Source organism: Wolbachia endosymbiont (group A) of Barypeithes pellucidus (assembly GCF_964030885.1).
In the GTDB taxonomy this organism is placed as follows: domain Bacteria; phylum Pseudomonadota; class Alphaproteobacteria; order Rickettsiales; family Anaplasmataceae; genus Wolbachia.
This window is the reverse complement of record NZ_OZ034985.1, coordinates 1,332,291-1,352,454: the sequence shown is the minus strand read 5'-3', so window position 1 is coordinate 1,352,454 and position 20,164 is coordinate 1,332,291. Positions and strand designations below refer to the sequence as shown.

Below are 20,164 nucleotides of genomic sequence, written 5' to 3'. Positions count from 1 at the left end.
TATAAAAGAAACAAGAGGGAAGATAACCCTACTCACTATAGGAATAGGGCTATCACGGGCGTGTGCGACCGAACAAAGATTGGTATTACAACCGTTCCTATCAAGGTACACTAGCCCATCTCTCGATACGTTTGAATAGTTGTATGGGACATATATATGCACCCGTTTACAATCTTAAATTAATAAAACTATCGAGGTTATCATGGTTACATCTTATCAAAATTTTATTGGCATTGACATCGGAAAATTCAAGAATGTTGTTGCGGTTCACAAACAGAAAAATGCTGTCGAATTTGACAATAATACTTCTGGTTGGCAACAATTGTTTCAAAAATTCTCAGATATCTTACCTAATTCTTTAGTGACTTTAGAAAACACAGGAAAATATGAGCTTGGTTTGTCGCATTTTCTTATTGACAAGAATATCACCGTACATCGAGCTAATACCCGCAAAGTAAAAAGTTTTATTTTATCTCACGGAACTTTAGCAAAATCCGATAAATCAGATGCAAGGGCTCTTGCTCAATATGGATTTGAACGCCATAGAACTCTCTCTCTATTTGTACCTACTTCTGAAAAACAATCAACCTTGGTTGCACTTTGTCAACGTCGTGATGGCATCACGCAAATGAGAACTCAGGAAAAATGTAGACTGGAAGCACCTGAAAACGACCATATAAGGGAAAGTTGTCAAAAAACTATTGAATTCTTTAATAGCCAAATAGATGAACTCAGTAATACTATACAAAAAATCATTGATGAAAGCCATGAGTTACAAGAACATCAAAAAATCCTTAAAACAGTTCCTGGAATAGGTAAAAAGTTATCACAAGATTTTCTGTGTTTAATACCAGAGCTTGGTTACTTAAACAGAAGAGAAGTAGCAAGTCTTGCCGGAGTTGCACCTCATCCTAGGGAAAGTGGTAAAGCTGTTGGTTATCGAAGGATTATAGGTGGTAGAAGTAATGTCCGTAAAAAGCTTTTTATAGCTGCCATGTCTGCTGCAAGGTCCAAATCTGTACTTGGTGCCTTTTATTCCAAGCTTGTTGAAAGTGGTAAGAAGAAAATGGTAGCTATAACAGCTCTAATGCGAAAAATTATAGTAATTGCTAATGCAAAACTTAAAGAAGCAATTAATTTGCATACTTAAAAATCCTCACAACGGTAACTGAAATTGGCTAATGAATATGTGCGTCCACACAGACTTAAAGCACATATTCATTAGCTAAGCAGAAATTGTTGTGGCAGTGTTTGATATAAAATTTTATTTCTATGACACACGGGTTTTTATTGCCTACATGATTGAACAAAGTTACAGAATTACACAAATAAAAAATTTTAAAAAAAAACATAGTTGATAGGATTATTGGATCAAAAAATTAGTACTAGACCTTCCTTAGCTGAAGACCTAAAAGAGTTGAAAAGAAGAAGCCATAATACTGCTCTTCCCATAGAAGAGAAAGAAAGCATAAGGTATCGCTTAAAGACTCTACTAATACCAATTCCCATTACACGGCAAACAGATGGACAATGATGGAAAAAAAGCCATAATGAAGTAAGTAAAATAGTTGAGGTATAAATGGCATTAAGATCAAAATTATTGGATGAAAAAGTAGTAGAATCAGCAAAAGAAATGCTGAAGAAAGTAAGGAATAATGCATATGTTTCAAAAAAACTAAATGCTGTAATTGCAGCAAAAAAGTACAGTATAACGGCTGTAGCAAAAATATATTGCATTTCAAGAAGCGCACTAACTTCGTGGGTAAAACTCTTGAAATTTGGCAGAGAAGAAAAACTGTTTGCTCCTCCACAACGCCGTAGAAAAACTAAATTAAATCAGGCTCAACTACAACAAATTGAAGCATGGATAGAAGAAAATCCTAATATTACCATTAAAGAAATGAGAATAAGAATCCAGGAAAAGTTCGGATTAAATATCAGTAAATCTACAGTACACCGCCATATGCAAAAGATGAAATTCTCATATATTACACCAAGACCAGTTCATAATGAACAAGATAAAAGCAAACAAGAGGAATTCAAAAAAAAATCTCAATGGAGCTATTAGCAAGTATCCAGAAAAAGAGCTATTTTTCTTTGATGAATCACGGTTTGGCACACATTCAAAGGTTGGACATGGGTGGTTTAAAAAGGGCACAGGTTAAAACAAAATTAGGTAGGCAAAATTTCTATCTCTATAGTGCGGTTAATCCTAGAAATGGAGAGAGTTCTAGCTCAAATGTCAACACTGATTGCATGAACATATTTCTTGAGCAGATGTCGCAATATCTAGGCTCTGTGGACAAAAAATATGAAAAGAGAGAAAAAGATGGTAGTTTAGCTTAATAGGTAAAAAATGGAGAAACTACCATATGCAATATTACATCAAAGAGGAAAATTGGAAACAAATTTTAGAGTTCATAAAAAGCGTAAAAGGAATGCATAGCAAAGATGAAAAACGTTTAAGAATATTCATAGAGGCAGTGTGGTACATAGTCCGAAGTGGTTGCCAATGGAGACTTTTACCAAAAACTTATGGTAATTACAGGAGTATACATAAGCGATTTAAAAGATGGTGTGAAAGAGATGTCTGGGAAAAATTGCTTGAATATACTAAACAAGAGCCTGATTTAGAAGTTGCTATAATCGACGGTACGATCATCCGAGCCCATCCATGTTCATCTGGATATACAAAAAACTCCAAGGATCAAGAAGCTTTAGGGAGGAGCAAAGGTGGCTTTACAACTAAAATACATGCGCTTGTCGATGCACTTGGAAATCCACTTAAATTTACTCTGACCCCTGGTCAAAGAAATGAGATTACACAAGCAGCAACATTAACTGAAAGTGTCTATAATACCACTGTAGTGGCTGATAAAGGCTATGACAGCAATGCTTTTGTTACGAGTCTTGAAAGCAAGGGATGTACAGCAGTTATTCCTCCGAAGCGTAATCGAAAAGTGCAGAGGGGTTACGATAAACACATTTATAAAGAGCGTCATTTAATTGAGTGTTTTTTCGGTAAAATTAAGAACTTTAGGCGTATTTTTTCCAGATTCGATAAAACGGCTGAGGTTTTTATGGGTTTTCTAAATTTTGTCGGGGCTCTTGTATGGCTTCTCTAAAATTTTGTCCACAGAGCCTAGAAACACGAGAGGCTTTTCTCGTTATGGACTGTGCTAGTTGGCATAGGTCAAAAAATTTAAAGGTACCTAAAAATATCGACATTATATACCTACCTCCATACTCACCTGACTGTTGAGAGGCTTTGGTTGTATATAAAACAGAACATTTTGCGCAATAAAATATACGATACAATTGCTTTGCTTGAGGGTGCTTTGTGCAAATTTATTACTTCTCTTGCCAGCTCCACAATTAAACAACTCTGCAATGTCTCCTATTTGACTGGTCAACAATGAGAATTGGTATAAGACGGTAGATTCCAGCGTCAGCTACTTGCATGACACCATTTGTTGTAAACTCACTTTTTCTTGATTTTTTGGTTTATCTTGTCTACCTATTTTGCCATGCTGCTGAACGGACAATGGCGTCAACTTAAGAACTTTCATTAGCAAACTCTCCTAAAGACATGATGGCGTTTGGGCTTATCTACCTTATTGCGGCTGTCCTGGTCGGATTTTAACTTTAGCGCGTATACTTGCTCTATCAAAAAGGGCTTGAAAGTTTTTTGGCGCAATAAGTACCTGATAGAGTTTCTGCCTCATTACACCAAATAAAACTGAAAAATTTATCAGCAATTTTATCTGGATTCCAAGGCCCTTGTGATATGAAGCAACAATATATTACACATGACTAAGTTTGCCCAAAATTCTTGTAATACAGCCTCTAAATTTACGCCAGAAAAATTCTCTAACTCTGCACCTATTTTGAATCGTTTATAGCGCTCTTCTATATGCCACCTTAACACATAAGCTTTGCTCCAAAGTCTCGGTCAAAAACTCTGTTTCCCCATTGGCTAATGTAAGCACTATTACTCTTACTTTTTGGCTTTTCGTTTTATTTTCTAGCACAAAATCTAATTCACCAGATGAACCATAGCTTGCTATAATTTCTTTTTTGCGAGCGAAAAATAAAGTCTACTTTCAATTCATAATGCTGCTGAATAAATTTTAATGAAGACGGTCGTAGATAAATAATTTGATTTAATGAACGCATTTGAGTAACGACTTCAGGTTTCTGCTAACGTTTGCTCAATAGGCTGTTTGGATGCTTAAATTCTTTAAGACCTGTATTTATATCTTGCTTTAGAAAAAGCTTGCTTTGAGGGTGGAACTTAATGAGCTCACATTCTATTTCCTAAACTTTTCTTAATTAACTTTAAAATCATAGAAAATACTGTCGTAAAAGGAAGTTTTCTTGTTCGTGTAAAACTCAACACAATGGATTCTCTGAAAAGCTTTCGAGTATATTATATTTTTAATTTGTAGAATAAGTTTTTTTCCTTTTTGCATGTTTCACCTAAAAAGGACATATTTTAGACTTCTTTGTTGAAATAAAACAGAAACAAAAGTGCTGTTTATTGCAGCTTTTGGGTAATTTAATGGTAAAAAATTTAGAGAGAAGTTTTATACACAATCACTGATATTTTCCCTTAAGTTGACGCCATTGGCTGAACGGATACCTTTAAATTGGCGCTGTAATAATTTGCTGACGCTTAGTTTAAGCGCGGTTTGGCTGAATGTAGAAAAAATTTAAAAGACATGCAGCCGCTATAATTTTATGTAATCCGCAAAAAAAATACCCTAAGTTTTTTACTGAATTTTGTCATTGAACCTGCGCAGATCAAAAATAAGTTTTGAGTCAGAAATACCCTTAACACCATGATAAGGGGGCTGGCAAAATGTGTCAAGTAACTTTTTGTAGCTTTCATGGTTTTTGGATTCTAACTAACGTCATGTGCTGGAATGACACCCTTGGAGGCAGACAGCTAAAGGAAAATATCAACTAGGTTTATAATCTATCACTACCGTGTTTGCAATTTTGTCATAAAAAGTCTGCTTGTGTTGATCAAATATTGCAAACATTAAAACTAAAGTTAGTATAATAAAAAGGCATCCAGAAACATAGCCAGGCAGAAGATAAGACAGAAAATTATAAATAACCCAAATGCCTTCCCTAAAAATGTATCTTATTGTTGCTTGCATTAGAGTAACGTTTTTAAATGTATTTGCATCTTTTATACGTACGCCGCACAGTAGTCTTCCTGGAGTGCAACCGTACTTCGTTATTGTTAATATATTAAATACTATATATATTATAAGCAATGTTGCCATAAGGATTATCCTATGGGTAGATATATCATCTACATCGTAATTTAGAAAAAGGAGTGAAACAAGTGCTATTATCATCCAAAAACACCGTCGATCGCACATGCTGAAACTCGCCTCAGAATCCCTGCATAACTTACTTTAGTATCCATACTCTGCCCATGTTCTACTGTGACATAACTAGTATGAAAATATGTTATTAAATAACCGTAAATATACTAATTTGGATAATACTAGCTGCTTGTGCCACTCTATTATTTGAATTAACATTAAATCATTTATAACTAGGGAAGTTATGTCAACACCAATCACAGTTGCATATGGTGATGGTATCGGACCAGAAATCATGGAAGCGGTGCTGTCGATATTGCGCAAAGCGGAAGCAAAAATCTCAATGGGTATTATTGAAATAGGGGAGCGTGTTTATAATAAAGAATGGTCTCACGGAATTTCTCCAAGTGGTTGGGAATCAATTGAAAGGACAAAAATATTATTAAAATCTCCGACAACAACTCCTCAAGGTAAAGGCCACAAAAGCTTAAATGTAGCACTCAGAAAGAACCTAGGGTTATATGCAAATATCAGACCATGCGTTTCATATCATCCTGTTATAGAAAATAAATTCGATAAGTTTGATATCGTAGTAATACGTGAAAATGAAGAGGATGTTTACACTGGAATAGAGCATAGGCTCACTGGTGACTTTTACCAATGCACTAAAATTATTACTAGATCTGGCTCAGAGAAGATATGCAGGTACGCTTTTGAATACGCGAAAAAACACAACAGAAAAAAAGTAACTTGCCTGACTAAAGATAACATAATGAAAATGACTGACGGAACTTTCCATGCAGCGTTTGATTGCATTGCAAAGGAATACCAGGACATAAAGGCAGAACATTATATAGTTGATATTGGAATGGCACGTGTTGCCACAGAACCGGAGAATTTCGATGTTATAGTAACTGAAAATCTATATGGCGATATATTATCGGACATTGTGGCACAAACTTCAGGGTCTGTAGGGCTTGCCGGAAGTAGTAACATTGGCAACGAATATGCGATGTTCGAAGCAGTGCATGGTTCTGCTCCTGATATTGCAGGAAAAAACATAGCCAATCCTTCTGGCCTTTTAAATGCTGCAGTGCATATGCTAATTTACATAGGTCAAGTGAGTACTGCAAAACTGGTTTACGATGCATGGCTCAAGACTTTGGAGGATGGAATACACACTGCCGATTTATATAAGGAGAGAAGGAGTAAACAGAAAGTTGGTACAAAAGAATTTGCAGAAGCTGTTATAGATAATCTAGGAAAGAAACCTGGAATATTACCTGAGCTTATAATTGGCAGTGGTTCGGATAGTAAAATAAATAAAGTACAAGACAATTACGAACAAGATTACAAAGTTAAAAAGCTAGTGGGTAGTGATATAACTCTCGCTTGGGACAAATCCAGTAATGTTGATCAAATAGTAGGATTATTTGAATCGAGTAATCCGCAAATTATAGCAATATACTCAAAAGGACTTGCGATTTGGCCAGGAAACTCAAAATCTTCAAGTGACCAAATAACCTGTAGGTTTATCGCAAATAATGAAAAGCAAGCTATTACAAATAGTGATGTAAATAACTTGCTAATCAAACTCGAAGAAAATAGCTTTGATGTGGTGAGAATGGACAAATTGTATTTGTATGATGGGAAAGAGGGGTTCTTCGTTTAAATATTTAAAAGAGGTGTGGTAAATGAAATGGACTCAAAAAAAGTAGAATTGATATTTGAAAAATTTCAGCAATCAAATCCTACGCCAAAAATAGAGCTAAATTATACCAATCATTTTACGTTACTGATTGCGATAGTTTTATCAGCACGGACAACCGATGTAAGTGTTAATAAAATTACAAGAGAACTATTTAATATCGCTAATACGCCAGAAAAAATGCTGAGCTTGGGACAAAATGAGCTGAAAAAATGCATAAGCAGTATTGGTTTATATAATTCTAAAGCAAAAAACATAATCGGGCTCAGCAAAATATTGATTGAGCGGTACAATAGCAAAGTGCCTACTGATTTCGATGATTTGGTGTCTTTACCAGGGGTTGGGAGAAAGAGCGCTAATGTGTTCTTAAATTCGGGACTTGGCATTCCAACATTGGCGGTTGATACTCATGTTTTTAGGGTGAGCAATAGAGTTGGACTTGTGAAAGAAAAAGATGTGTTTAAAACAGAGCAATCTCTTTTAAATGTAGTTCCAAGAGAATACTTGCTTTATGCTCATCACTGGCTAGTTTTGCATGGTAGATATGTTTGCAAAGCACAGAAACCTTCGTGTGAAACGTGTATAATTCATGATTTATGTGAATTTGAGTGCAAAAGGTATAAGGTCTAGTATTTCTTCTTTTGTCATCTAAGTAGCTCATAGAAATGCAAAAATTCCTTGACACCCTTTTGGATGGAAATCAGTGTCAGCTATTTTCATGACACCATCTGCTGTGCGGATTGCTTTCTAAAACAAACGTTTGTATAGTTATACATAGTGTACTACATATTGATTTTTATTATTAGCACAGATACGATAAAGCTTTAAGCACTGGATAATGAAGCAATTCGAGAACTTTTACATCACCACGCCAATATATTACGTAAACGATAAGCCGCATATCGGTCATGCATACACTTCTCTTTTGTGTGATGTTGTGGCAAGGTTCATGAAACTAGCTGGAAAAAATGTCAAATTTACCACCGGTACAGATGAACATGGACAAAAAATAGAAAAAGCAGCTAAAGCAAAGGAAATGCAGCCAAAAGAATTTACAGATGAAGTGAGCGTTTCATTTAAAGAATTGGCTATGTTTATGAATTTTGAGTATGACGATTTTATTCGCACTACGGAGGAGCGTCACAAAAAAGCAGTTATAGCTTTATGGAATAGACTTGAAGAGAGAGGACAAATATATTTGGATTCCTATTCGGGTTGGTATTCAGTTCGTGATGAAGCATTTTATCAGGAATCAGAACTGACAGATGGCAAAGCACCAACAGGTGCTGAGGTTGAGTGGGTAAAAGAAGAGAGCTACTTTTTCCGCTTGTCAAACTGGCAAAATAAATTACTGGAACTCTATAAAAATCAGCCAAATTTTATCTTTCCTGAGAGCAGAAAAAATGAAGTGGTATCGTTTGTAAGATCAGGACTCACTGATCTTTCAATCTCTCGTACTAGTTTTAACTGGGGAATAAAAGTACCAGGTAATGACAAACACGTAATCTATGTCTGGATAGATGCATTAACCAATTATCTTACATCAATAGGTTTCCCTAGCACAGAAGATGAAGGATATAAGAAGTTTTGGGCAAGTGACAGCTCTTCCAACGTTCATGTAATCGGCAAAGACATATTACGCTTTCACGCTGTATATTGGCCAGCAATTCTCCTTGCAGCAGGCCTGCCACTGCCAAAACAAATTGCAGTTCATGGTTGGTGGTTGAACGAGGGAGAAAAAATATCCAAGTCCCTTGGTAATGTCATAGATCCAATCGGCTTGGCTGAAGAGTTTGGTGTTGATCAACTACGCTATTTTCTCCTCAGGGAAGCAAGTTTTGGCCAGGATGGCAACTTTAGTAAGAAAAACATGATCAGCCGAATAAACTCAGAACTGGCAAACAACATAGGCAATTTAGTACAAAGAACAATTTCATTTTTACACAAGCAATGTTCTGGAATTGTACCGACAATCGATCAAAGCCTACTTAAAGGTGAAGAAAGTCTTCCAGGTTGCAAAGCTATACTCGATCAGGTGATGAATCACCTATCAAAGTATGAGTTTAACCAGATTATACTTCTAATTATCAACATCTCTTCTGAAGCCAATGCTTATATAGACAAAAGTGCACCCTGGATATTAAGCAAAACCGATAGAGTGCGTATGAACTTAGTAATCTACAAACTACTGGAATATATCAGGATAATTGGCATTTTATTGCAGCCAATCGTTCCCAAGTCAGCGGAAATGATACTCGATCAATTGCAAATCCCGAAAGAGCAACGTGATTTAAAATCTTTGTGCGACGCGTGCGTAAGTTCAGGCATAACATTGCCTAAACCTACGCCGTTCTTTTCGAAGTTTGATGTTAAAGTGGAGAAATAGTTTTTACACTATTTCTCCTGGATGAGATTATCTCTAGTTAACGACAGTGCACACCGCTGTCTACATATTCAAGTTAGGTGCAAGTGCCTTAGTTATTTTAGCAAAATATGGGTTTAGTAACATCAGCACCTAGGTGTATGGTCCCAGAGTGTAATGGTGTGGATTTAGTATAAATAATTCTGGAGACTGTGTCCACTGATAACATATAAATTCATAAGGAGTAAGACCCTTAAGAGTTTTGAGTCTCTTTGCATAATTATAAGCCATAACAAAGTTATAAAGGTGTTCTTTAAGTTGCTGGTGCGATTGATAGTAATACTTCTTAACTGTAGCATCCTTTAAAGTTTTATTCATACGCTCAACTTGCCCATTTGTCCAAGGATGGCTAACTTTTGTCAAACGATGTTCAATAACATTCTCTTCGCAAACTCTATTAAATATGTGTTGGAAAGCATACTTATGACGCTTCTGGTTTGTAAATTGTATACCGTTATCTGTCAAAATAGTATGGATTTTATACGGTAAAATTCTAATCAAATTACGTAAGAACTCAGCAGCTATGGGTTTTGTAGCACTGTTACGCAACTCAACATAGGTAAATTTGGATGTCCTATCAATAGCAACAAACAAATGTAATTTGCCCTCCTCAGTTCTAACTTCAGCAATATCAATATGAAAGTAACCGATAGGATATTGTTTGAATTTCTTTTTTGACTTAACTTCTCCATCAACAGTTGGTAATCTGCTAATGTTGTGTCTTTGTAAACAACGATGCAAGCTAGAGCGAGTCAAATGCGGAATTGTAGACTGCAGAGCGTAAAGGCAATCATCTAGTGGCAGTAGTGTATACTTGCGAAATGTAACTATTATAGCTTCCTCTTCTAGCGTTAAAACAGTCGATCTTGGATGCTTTGGACCCATATCAGCATCTTTCGTAAATGAACGTTTTCTCCACTTAATAATAGTTTTTGGATTAAGGTTATAATGCTTGGAGAGTTTTGCTATGCTCTCTTTTCTATTTTGTATTGCTCTACGAATCGTCTGTGTTGTTTTGGCGCACCCATGTAATATTTGTCCCATAACTCCTCCTTTGATGGTATTTTTTTCTCATATTTTATCATACCATCACACTCTAGGACTGTACACCCCACTACTACTTCAGTCATTACCGACTTAGCCTTTCCTAGGCTCCATGCAAACCAGCCTTGACCATTTTCTTCTTTTTTAGAGTTTTTGTCAGACAGATTACTAACAGCTACATCATCCAATTTAGCTGGCTCATTTGCTGGGCTAGGAGCCTCAGTATCTTTTGCATCACCAGATTCTGCATCATAAAATACATCCTGATCCTCAGAAAGACTCATTAAATACCTTTTAGCAGCATCAATACTTAAATGATCAGGTTGCTTAGGAACGTCGTTATCAATATTTAAATAATCCAAACTATTAGCTCGTTGCTTTTGCTCACTGGAAGAAACTGCAAGATCTAAGTAATCCGAACGAGTTAGTTCTTGCATGCTAAGTTCAGACCCATCTTCTGCATAACGCTTAAACCGTTCTGCCAGACTAGAAACCTTAGTACCATAAATCCTACTGTACAAGCTGCTTCCAACGCTGTTAAGTGCTCCTTTTGTATACTCAACTAATGTACCATAAACATTTTTTAATTTATTTCCAGCACTATTAAATTTCCCTTTTACATACTCAACTGATGTGCCATAAGCATTTTTCGTACTACCTACGACATTTTTTAAGTGTTCGGTAGAAGCTGTAGCTTTACTCCTCTCGTTTGAGTTTTATTACTACAACTCCCCCTAAAGAACCGTGCTTGCAGATTTCCCGCACACGGCTCATCAATATTAGTTTTCACAGTCGTCCCTCTTATGCATATAAAGAAAAATGTATTTTTGGCTTTGGTAATGGATTTACTTCTACGTAGTGTACAAACTGTTCCCAGGTCATACTCTTTTTCTGACTACGCCGATTTATCCATTTAAATGCTAGCTTTCTTACTGATGTGTAAAATTGTTTCAAACACCAATAATTTCCGCTAATACCAAAGTAGTTATAGTGTCCTGTTAATTTAGCCTTCAGTACTTGCCACCAATCTTTAAGTCGAATACTTCCGCGGACTATTTTCAACCACTCCTTGATTTCTTTTAGTTTTCTGGCTAGATTTAACTTTGAGGTTTTATGTCCCATTATTAATCTACCACGACGACTTTTTGCACCATAGTGCGTAAACCCCAGAAAATTGAAACTTTCCGTCCTTCGTTTCTCTCTTATCGCTTGTTGCCACTCCCTCTTGCCAAACTTTACTACTCTGGTCTTGTTTTCAGATACTTCCAACCCAAATTTATTTAGCCTTTGTTTCAGTAATTCCAGAAATTCTTCCGCGTCTACCTTACTTTCGCAACAAACCACAAAATCGTCGCAAAACCTTATTAGTTGTATATATCCTCTGGATCTTGGTTTAAATTTCTTTTCTATCCATAAATCCAACACATAATGTAAGTATATATTTGCTAATACAGGACTTACTATACCACCTTGGGGTGTACCTTGTTTTGTTGCTTCATAATTTCCAGCTTCGACTATCCCTGCCTTGAGAAACCGCTTTACTAACCACAGCAAATTTGGGTCAGTTATTCGTTCCCTTAGACATCTCATTAGCCATTTATGCTGTATATTATCGTAGAACTTCTTGATATCCACTTCTACAATGTAGTTTATTGGCTTGTACATAACTGCTTTATCTAGTGCATTTACCGCTTGATGACAGTTTCTTCCAGGTCGAAATCCATATGAGCTGTCCAGAAAGTTTGCCTCGTAAATATTTTCTAATATCTTCTTCAGCATAATCTGTACTAATTTATCCTCGGTCGATGGTATTCCGAGTCCGCGTTTCTCTTTACTTCCAGCTTTCGGTATATATACCCTCTTTACTGGTTGTGGTTGATATTGCTTCCTCTTCATACTTTCTACTAGCACTTCGAGTTTCTCATTCAGATTTTCTCCGTATGATTCCACTGTTATCTGGTCTACTCCACAAGCCTTGTTACGCTTCAGTTCTTTATAACATCTCGCAAGATTCTCTGTATTTATCAGATGGACTAACGATGTGAATTTTAGTCGCTTATCTTGCTTTGCTCTTACTGCTATCTGGTTTAGTTTATTTTGCATGTTATTCCAACCTCCGTTGTATTGGCCTAGCAATCCCTATTCCAGTTACTATATTGCTGATCGCTTCCCCTTGTACGTGGCTTTCCCACATTCTGAGTACTATCAATCAGTCCGACTTCCCCTGCATCTTCCGCTAGTTCTTGCCTTTGTTGACTTGTTCCAGCGTACCTTTGTAGGAATGCATAGGATCTCCCAAGTTCACTTGAAGTCCATTTCAATACATGGCACGGTCTCAGATCCCGATAGAGTGAGTGATAACTTGCCTTTACGTTATCCTTCATGCTGTCTTCCATGGCCATGAAAATGTCGACCTCTATGTCTTCAGGTATTTCGGAACTCAATCCCTTCACTTTCGTTGTACCCTGCATTGTCCATCCCACTAGCTCTATTACACTCGTTACCTCATGCAACATAGTGGTCTGTTCCAAACTGTTGGCTAGACTTTGTTTGTGTTGGATTTTCACCAACTGTTCTCCAAGCACTTCTTGGCGCACCATTAGCAAACCCTCCTATGGATTTTCTGAAAAATTTTTGAGTATATTGTATTTTTCATTTGTAGAATAAGATTTTTTCCTTTTTGCATGTTTCACCTAAAAAGGACACATTTTAAACTTTTTTGTTGAAATAAAATAGAAACAAAAGTGCTGTTTCTTGCACTCTTTGGATAATTTAATGATAAAAAATTTAGAGAGAAATTTTATACACAATCACTGATATTTTTCCTTAAGTTGACGCCATTGACTGTTCTCCCTCGTCATACCGTCACGGTATCTCTAGATCCCGCTAACACGTAGCGGGATACTTGACCTTTACAGGGATGACGGTTGTCGTTTAGCTATAAATATTTAAGAAATTTACTAAACGAAAAAAAAGGCAAAAGAAGCCCCGTGGTGGTTGGCTATTTACTATGTACTAAAATATCGGCGTTTTTTTTATTCTAAAACGCTTGATTAAGAGCGTTTTAGCTGCTTTTAACTTGCAACTAACCTACACCGCAAGTGTTTAAGAAATTTACCAAGCAGGAAAAAAGGCAAAGAAAACCCAGAGTAGCTAGTATTCAAATTCTCCCTTGTCAATTTGACGTTTTTTGCTGTCTTAAACGCTTTGTAAGCGCGTTTCGGCTTATATAGGTAAAAACCTAAAAATTTTTAAAGACATGCGATGCACGTAGTGCGAAAAATTAAACATGAGACGCCAAATACCCTAAGTTTTTTGTCATTAACCTGCACAGATTGCGAAGATAAATAAATAGCTTCACTATCATGATAAGGGGGCTGGCGAAGGGTGTCAAGTAAGTTTTCGTAGCTCTCATGGTTTAAAAAGCTGGATTCCAGCGTCACGCGCTGCCATGTGGTATACAAATTTCCTTCGAATTACAACGTACGTGCACTCTATATGCACTTGATTGACAAATGCTCTCTTATCAAAATCTCAAGAATCTGCACTATATTTAGTGCTGCACCTTTGCGCAGGTTATCAGCCACTATCCACATATTTAATCCGTGCTCAACAGTATTGTCTCGTCTAATACGCGATACATATACAGCATTCTCCTGTACGACATCAATTTGAGTTATGTATTCACTGTCTTCACGCCTGTTGTATACTAAAACTCCACTATCTTCGGCTTCACTTAGCACTTCACGAGCTTGTTCTTCAGTGATATGTTGACCAAATTCCACATTTACTGCCATAGCGTGGCCGATAAAGACGGGTACCCTTACACAAGTTGCAGTAACTTTTATATCTTCCTCTAAAATTTTTTTTGTCTCCTCTTGCATTTTCCATTCCTCTTCTGTAGAACCATTCTCCATGAATTCTCCTACATGGGGAATGCAATTAAACGCTATTTGCTTAGGGAATATCTCAGGCTTTTTAGTCTCATTCATGAAGATTTTTTTTGTCTGATTATAAAGTTCATCCATTGCTGCTTTACCTGCACCAGAAGTTGATTGATAAGTTGAAGCAACGATTCTCTTTATTTTTGCTTTCTGGTGTAATAGATGTAGTACTAGCAACATCTGTATTGTAGTACAGTTTGGGTTGGATATTATGTTGTGGTTTTTATATTCCATAATTTTTTCTTTATTAATCTCTGGAATAATGAGCGGCACACCTTCTTTCATTCTAAAATGGGAAGTGTTATCTATTACGATGCACCCAGCCTTAATTGCAGTCGGTACGTGTTTCTCAGAAACATGAGATCCGGCACAGAAAATGGCTACATTAGTTCCAACGAAGTCATAATCCTCAAGGCATAAAACTGTTAACTCTTTGTCACCAAAACTCACCTTCTTCCCTTCTGATTTTTTCGACGCAAGTGCAATAACAGAATCTATCGCCTCATCTTGAAACTCAGCAAGCGTGCTTAATACCTCACGCCCTACTCTTCCGGTTGCTCCAATAACAGCAATTTTGTATCCCATATAGATGAACCTCTAACTTTAAAATTATATTATATTTTTACTGACAAAAATTACAATTATTTTAATATTTTCACCTTGCAATTAATTGTAATTTAGCTATTATTATGCAATATTAGTAATATTACATAATAAAATGAAAGATGAGTAAAGAACACGATGAAACTAAGGTTAAACCTGCAATGTCTACACCTCAAGAGCCTGAAAGAACCAATGGATTAAAGGCTCAAAATGTTCTTTCGAAAAAAAGAAAGCCTGCAATAAATTTTGATGATAAAAAGTATGGTGTAAAAAAACTTAAAATAGACCAACAGTTCCTAAATAAAAGACAAGAACCTTCAAAGCTAAGAGATTTCTTAAGATCAATACCAATAATAGGGAGATTTTTAGCAAGGATTTTCACACCTGAAAAAATAGAAATCATCAGTAACCCTATATATGACAACATGGAAGCATATGAAAAATCGCAAGCAGGTCACTCCAGTAAGATAAAAGATGAGACTAGTATAGATGATGAACACGCAAAAGAAGTAGATAGTAAACTTGAGAAGGGTAATGTCGAACAAGTGGACAATAAGAAAAGTCGTTATTAAATAAAAGGCCTTAAACTCTATTTTATTGTGCAGGAGCTCTGCGATACCAAAATAAATAAAGAGGTACGCCACTTGCGGTGAATAAGCTTGCGATCAGCAAAGTATTCACAGAAGTTTCAAATATTACCCAGCAGCAAAAGGTTGTTGCTATACTGCCAATTAAAAATTTGTAACAACTCTTTTCTTGCACAATAACTTTGAGAAAAGCAAGGCTGCATGCAAGGTAAACAAATAAAAATGAAACTACAGAAAAGTCGATAATTGATGTGATCTGTTTAGCAAAATTGTTGCTTGAAGTGAGAATTAGTAGAACTGAAGTGCCAACAGAGCTGATTATTATGCCCCAGAAAGGAGAACCGTGCTTATTTCTTTTAGCAAAGAACTGTGGCATCAGTTTATCTTCTGCAAGGCCAAGAGCCACTTGTCCACTAGCTAGTACCCAAGCATTTAAACTGCCAACACAAACAATAAAAGCAACAATAGAAATGATCAAATGCCAATTACCTGGAAACATAATTTTTATTGCGTCAACATACGGCGCTTTTGAATTAACTAGATCATTGCCGTTTATCAATCCCATGATTGCAAGGCTATTAATGAAATATATAACTGCAACAGAGATTGTGCCAAGCACTATGGCTCTTGGTATAGTCTTGGCTGGATCGTTGACTGATCCTGCAGGTGCTGTTGCTGATTCAAGTCCAATAAAACACCATAGAGTGAGTAGTGTAGAGCGAGCAAGGACTTGAGACATCGTGAGGCTTGATATTTCCTCACTTATGATAAAATTATTCCTATCAAAGAAAAACAACGCTGTTACCGGTATAGCAAGCAGTGCGGTAATTTTGACAGTCATCAATAAAAGCTCAACACATCCAGCAGCAGTGACACCTCTTAAATTTATTAGTGTAATGATCGTAAATAATAGTATTTCTAAAAATAAGCGTATATTTTGAATATCTCCATGAAAAAGCGAAGTAAGATAGCCAATACTTGCAACGATTACTGCTGTCGTGCTAACCCATGAAATTACCCAATATGTCCAACCAACAAAGAAAGCTGCAGCAGGGCCAAAAGCATGCTTTACATAAACGTGAGGACCACCCGTTTCCGGAAATTTTGCACAGAGTAAGGCAAAAACCAAAGCAAGAGATATAGCACCAAGCCCTGATATCACCCAGCTTACAAGGCTGTACATGCCATATGGAGCAAGGCTAATTGGAAGCATAAAAATTCCAGAGCCAATTTGGCTACTAATCACTAAGGCAAAAATAGCCCAAAAACCTATTTTATTTGACACAATAATTTTTATCTAAATAGACTAACGATATAACTGAAGCTCAGAAATTTCAATCGATCTTTATAAAAACTTGCATTTTTTAAATTTATGCATATAATGAAATAGATTATTAGGAGAAGGCTATGAATCCGAGGTTAAAAACATTTTTGGTTGTTTGTGGGTATGTTTTATTAATTGGTGCTGCTATTGGAACATTATTTTATCATGATTCTCTGCTTAAGATCTTTATTAATGCGCTTTATGCATTCCTTCTTGCCAAAACTTCAAGTGAGGTATTAGCTGCTTTTGGAACACTTGCAATTTCTCTTGCTGCCTGTGTTGCATGCTATGGCATACATAAGCTCTGTTCTATCTTTACAGAAAAAATTACAAGCAACTATCAGTCTTTCAAAAATAAAAACAGTGATGATAGTATTTTTTCTGAAGTATATAACGACCCAACAATAGGGTTGAAAGATAAGATTCTATTTTTCTCTATATATTTAATATATTACATTCAATTACCATTTTTGTACTGTGCATCGAAAATATCTGCCCTTAATGGGTGGCTGCTACTGAGTACTAGAAGAGAAATACCAAGTAATCACATATTTCTTGTGCTTATAAATGCTGTATTATTAATTCCAGTAGCACTTCTTGAATTGATAAAGTATCCATTAGTGAGGCTTTTCTCACCTTTGGGTTTGAATGTAAAGCAGCTAAGCTTTTTGTTTAATGTAACTGATGTGGGCACTGGCAGTCAAAGTGTTCACACGAGTAGTTTTGAACATAGTATTTTCCAATGCGCTCAAGAGTTAAAACAGAAATTTGGAGCTCAACCAAATGTACTCAATAAAGAGTTTGAAGACTACATAAATAATTCAGATGAGCTTACAACTGAGCAAAAAGAGCAATTAAAACTTTATCTTAACTTTAATGGTTCCAATGGAGCAGCTTATAGAGAATCAAAAACTAGCCTTACTCTCACACAAGCTGCAAATCTAGTTTTGACTGCAGCTAAGGATCAAAAGTTAGATACAGATTTTCTAAAGTGCATGTTACTGATGCGTTTAAAAGAAGGAAATGGTGCATGTCATCTTGGAATGTTTAATCGTATTATTTATTCACTTAGTTGTCTTGAAGCTAAAAATAACTTTACAGTTGAGGTAAACGCTCAAGTGTACGAGAGAATGCCAAGCATTACAGAAAAATTCCTTAGAAGCTGTAACAATAAAAAAATTACAATTTTAAAGGACAATTTTGATAATTTTTATTCTGATGGTGATATGGATCCTCAAATAAAAAGCAACATCAGTAAACTGATAGAAGAAGCAAAACAATCTGTCTTTAATGAATTATATGTGGATTATTACAATAGGTATGGGCAAGATGTTGGAAGAGGCCCTATAAAACATAAATTAAAAGAGTTAATTACAAGCGACGATGTAAAAGAAGCAATAAGCGCTGTTATAGATGGTATAGAAATCCCTGCAGAACCACCTACTTATCTTGAAAGAATAAAAGTATTTTTTGGAGATCATGCAAGGTCTCCTGCTACTTAGTGGTTTAATTCGTGCTATATAGCTAAAGTGGCTTAGGTTTACCGACAATTTGAAAAACAACAAATTCGTCATTCCGCTACTTGTTAGCGGGATCTATGCTTTGAGATACTGCGGCGGTATGACGTAGGATTGCTGTCGTCCTGCTGCTTGTTAGCTGATGAGATACCGCGAATGAATCGCGGTATGACGGTTCGCGGCGGAATGACGATAAGCTCGTCATTCCGCTACTAGTTAGCGCCGCGGCGGTATAGCTATAGCTTTGTCCTCCCTTTTCTGAATGGCTTGCAAGCTGCTATCTCTACAAAAACTATATTTTCCTTCAGAAGAGAGCTATATTGTAACTATGGACAAAATAATCATAAAAAAATTTGGTGGGACTTCGCTAACTGATTTAAACCGAGTTGCAAATTTGATAAAAAACGATATTGAGAAAGGTTGTAATGTAATCGTTGTTGTATCCGCTGTTGCAGGATTTACTGACCAAATGGCTTTTCAGGCTAGGCAAATCTCAAATTTAAGTTGCAGACAAGAGTTATCAGAGTATGACGTTATGCTTTCAGCAGGAGAACAAATCTCTTGCAGTCTATTAGCTATCACTCTCCAATCGATCGGAGTTAATGCTAAATCGTGGCTTGCCTGGCAGTTACCAATTGTAACTGATGATTTTTATTCTGAGTCTAAAATAAAAACAATAAAGATTGACCGTGTGAAAAGATCTTTTGCTGAGGGTTATACTGCTGCGATCATCGCTGGTTTTCAGGGTATAAATGATGATAGAATCACTACTTTTGGAAGAGGAGGCTCTGATATATCAGCAGTTGCCTTTGCGATAGCCTTTGGTGTTAGAGCTTGCGAAATTTTTACTGATATTGATGGAATATATACAGCAGACCCGAAAATTGTTCCAAAGGCACGCAAGCTCAAATTTATCTCTTACGATGAAATGTTGGAAATTTCGTCATCTGGTGCTAAAATACTGCATAATCGTTCAGTACAACTTGCAATGAAACATAACATTAAAGTGCAAGTGCTATCCACTTTTAAGGAAGTAGAAGGCACCACAGTACTACACAAAAGGGATGTACTAGAGAGATACTTAATTACTGGAATAACTTATAGCACTAATGAAGCTCTTGTAACTTTCACTAACCTTGCAAATAACTTGCGTACTTTAAGAGATATAGTAGGGGCAAACGTTAAAATTGATATGATACATGGGTCAAGTTTTGTTATCTCCAAATTTGATATTGATTTAATGGAAAAGTTACTGAATAAGAATGAAAATTATGCTATAAACGATAATGTAGCTAAAATTTCAATAATTGGTATTGGTGTTATGTCTAACACTGAAGTGATGCACCGCACACTCAAGGTTTTAAGCGAAAAAAAGATAGAAATACTTGCTATCACAACATCTGAAATCAAAATCAGTATAATTGTTCAAAAAGAATGCGCTGTAGCTTTAGTCAAAGATTTACATACTGAGTATGAGCTTGATATGCAGCACTAGGATAGGCTTGACGTCTACAACTGGTATCCGTTCAGCCAATGGCGTCAACTTAAGAGTCTTGTTCGGTAGAAGCTGTAGCTTTACTCCTCTCGTTTGAGTTTTATTACTACAACTCCCCCTAAAGAACCGTGCTTGCAGATTTCCCGCACACGGCTCATCAATATTAGTTTTCACAGTCGTC

General features: G+C 36.2%; 17 protein-coding genes and 3 pseudogenes. 11 read left to right on the top strand and 9 right to left on the bottom strand.

The features are described from left to right. The first annotated feature begins 202 nt into the window (after positions 1-202). From ACQH1X_RS06875 to ACQH1X_RS06855, 5 genes and pseudogenes are all read left to right on the top strand, one after another. Positions 203-1,150: an IS110 family transposase gene (locus ACQH1X_RS06875; protein WP_425385766.1), complete on the top strand. Its 948-nt coding sequence runs from the start codon at positions 203-205 to the stop codon at positions 1,148-1,150. 204 nt (positions 1,151-1,354) lie between these two features. Continuing rightward, a complete protein-coding gene (locus ACQH1X_RS06870; protein WP_425386697.1) occupies positions 1,355-1,534 on the top strand; it encodes a hypothetical protein in 180 nt (59 codons plus the stop codon). Positions 1,535-1,579: 45 nt separating this feature from the next. Continuing rightward, positions 1,580-2,298 (top strand): annotated as a pseudogene (locus ACQH1X_RS06865) (IS630 family transposase); the annotation flags it as partial. Positions 2,299-2,372: 74 nt separating this feature from the next. Next, the gene (locus tag ACQH1X_RS06860) at positions 2,373-3,125 is read left to right on the top strand and encodes an IS5 family transposase (RefSeq protein WP_425385758.1); all 753 of its coding nucleotides are present in this window, start codon (positions 2,373-2,375) and stop codon (positions 3,123-3,125) included. A 23-nt stretch (positions 3,126-3,148) separates the two neighbouring features. Further along, a pseudogene (locus ACQH1X_RS06855) lies at positions 3,149-3,419 on the top strand (transposase); the annotation flags it as partial. Between the two features lie 149 nt (positions 3,420-3,568). Here the strand turns inward: ACQH1X_RS06855 and ACQH1X_RS06850 are convergent. Together ACQH1X_RS06850 and ACQH1X_RS06845 are read right to left on the bottom strand one after the other, a co-directional pair. Further along, positions 3,569-4,472 (bottom strand): annotated as a pseudogene (locus ACQH1X_RS06850) (IS4-like element ISWosp8 family transposase). 489 nt (positions 4,473-4,961) lie between these two features. Continuing rightward, positions 4,962-5,369: an RDD family protein gene (locus ACQH1X_RS06845; protein ID WP_425386088.1), complete on the bottom strand. Its 408-nt coding sequence runs from the start codon at positions 5,367-5,369 to the stop codon at positions 4,962-4,964. A 214-nt stretch (positions 5,370-5,583) separates the two neighbouring features. On the opposite strand from ACQH1X_RS06845, the gene icd reads away from it, so the two are divergent. The 3 genes from icd (at position 5,584) to metG (ending at position 9,433) form a co-directional block, all read left to right on the top strand. After that, complete coding sequence (gene icd / locus ACQH1X_RS06840; RefSeq protein WP_425386087.1) at positions 5,584-7,011, top strand: isocitrate dehydrogenase; 1,428 nt, start codon at positions 5,584-5,586, stop codon at positions 7,009-7,011. Positions 7,012-7,038: 27 nt separating this feature from the next. After that, positions 7,039-7,677: an endonuclease III gene (gene nth / locus ACQH1X_RS06835; protein WP_425386086.1), complete on the top strand. Its 639-nt coding sequence runs from the start codon at positions 7,039-7,041 to the stop codon at positions 7,675-7,677. Between the two features lie 208 nt (positions 7,678-7,885). Then, positions 7,886-9,433, top strand: a complete 1,548-nt coding sequence (gene metG, locus ACQH1X_RS06830) for a methionine--tRNA ligase (protein WP_425386085.1) — start codon at positions 7,886-7,888, stop codon at positions 9,431-9,433. 129 nt (positions 9,434-9,562) lie between these two features. On the opposite strand, the gene ACQH1X_RS06825 is transcribed toward metG, so the two are convergent. The 5 genes from ACQH1X_RS06825 to ACQH1X_RS06805 form a co-directional block, all read right to left on the bottom strand. Then, positions 9,563-10,513 carry an IS481 family transposase gene (locus tag ACQH1X_RS06825; RefSeq protein ID WP_425385848.1) on the bottom strand — a complete coding sequence of 317 codons (951 nt, stop codon included), beginning with the start codon at positions 10,511-10,513 and terminating at the stop codon, positions 9,563-9,565. Beyond that, positions 10,435-10,950: a hypothetical protein gene (locus ACQH1X_RS06820; RefSeq protein WP_425386084.1), complete on the bottom strand. Its 516-nt coding sequence runs from the start codon at positions 10,948-10,950 to the stop codon at positions 10,435-10,437. Before ACQH1X_RS06820 ends, ACQH1X_RS06825 begins: the two co-directional genes overlap by 79 nt. Positions 10,951-11,314: 364 nt before the next feature. Further along, on the bottom strand, positions 11,315-12,616 hold the full coding sequence (gene ltrA, locus ACQH1X_RS06815) for a group II intron reverse transcriptase/maturase (RefSeq protein ID WP_425385808.1): 1,302 nt from the start codon (positions 12,614-12,616) through the stop codon (positions 11,315-11,317). Positions 12,617-12,642: 26 nt separating this feature from the next. Beyond that, entirely contained in the window at positions 12,643-13,029 is a 387-nt protein-coding gene (locus ACQH1X_RS06810) for a hypothetical protein (protein ID WP_246433168.1), read from the bottom strand. Between the two features lie 978 nt (positions 13,030-14,007). After that, the gene (locus tag ACQH1X_RS06805; RefSeq protein ID WP_425386083.1) at positions 14,008-15,042 is read right to left on the bottom strand and encodes an aspartate-semialdehyde dehydrogenase; all 1,035 of its coding nucleotides are present in this window, start codon (positions 15,040-15,042) and stop codon (positions 14,008-14,010) included. 140 nt (positions 15,043-15,182) lie between these two features. Between ACQH1X_RS06805 and ACQH1X_RS06800 the strand changes: the two genes are divergently transcribed. Next, positions 15,183-15,632, top strand: coding sequence for a hypothetical protein (locus tag ACQH1X_RS06800; protein WP_425386082.1), 450 nt, complete (start codon positions 15,183-15,185; stop codon positions 15,630-15,632). A 22-nt stretch (positions 15,633-15,654) separates the two neighbouring features. On the opposite strand, the gene ACQH1X_RS06795 is transcribed toward ACQH1X_RS06800, so the two are convergent. Continuing rightward, the gene (locus ACQH1X_RS06795; protein ID WP_265025817.1) at positions 15,655-16,932 is read right to left on the bottom strand and encodes an APC family permease; all 1,278 of its coding nucleotides are present in this window, start codon (positions 16,930-16,932) and stop codon (positions 15,655-15,657) included. A 122-nt stretch (positions 16,933-17,054) separates the two neighbouring features. On the opposite strand from ACQH1X_RS06795, the gene ACQH1X_RS06790 reads away from it, so the two are divergent. Together ACQH1X_RS06790 and ACQH1X_RS06785 are read left to right on the top strand one after the other, a co-directional pair. After that, the gene (locus tag ACQH1X_RS06790; protein ID WP_425386081.1) at positions 17,055-18,473 is read left to right on the top strand and encodes a hypothetical protein; all 1,419 of its coding nucleotides are present in this window, start codon (positions 17,055-17,057) and stop codon (positions 18,471-18,473) included. A 343-nt stretch (positions 18,474-18,816) separates the two neighbouring features. Then, positions 18,817-19,983: an aspartate kinase gene (locus ACQH1X_RS06785; RefSeq protein WP_425386080.1), complete on the top strand. Its 1,167-nt coding sequence runs from the start codon at positions 18,817-18,819 to the stop codon at positions 19,981-19,983. Here the strand turns inward: ACQH1X_RS06785 and ACQH1X_RS06780 are convergent. After that, positions 19,948-20,157: a hypothetical protein gene (locus ACQH1X_RS06780; RefSeq protein ID WP_425386079.1), complete on the bottom strand. Its 210-nt coding sequence runs from the start codon at positions 20,155-20,157 to the stop codon at positions 19,948-19,950. The two genes, ACQH1X_RS06785 and ACQH1X_RS06780, sit on opposite strands and share 36 nt — an antisense overlap. Positions 20,158-20,164: the final 7 nt, after the last annotated feature.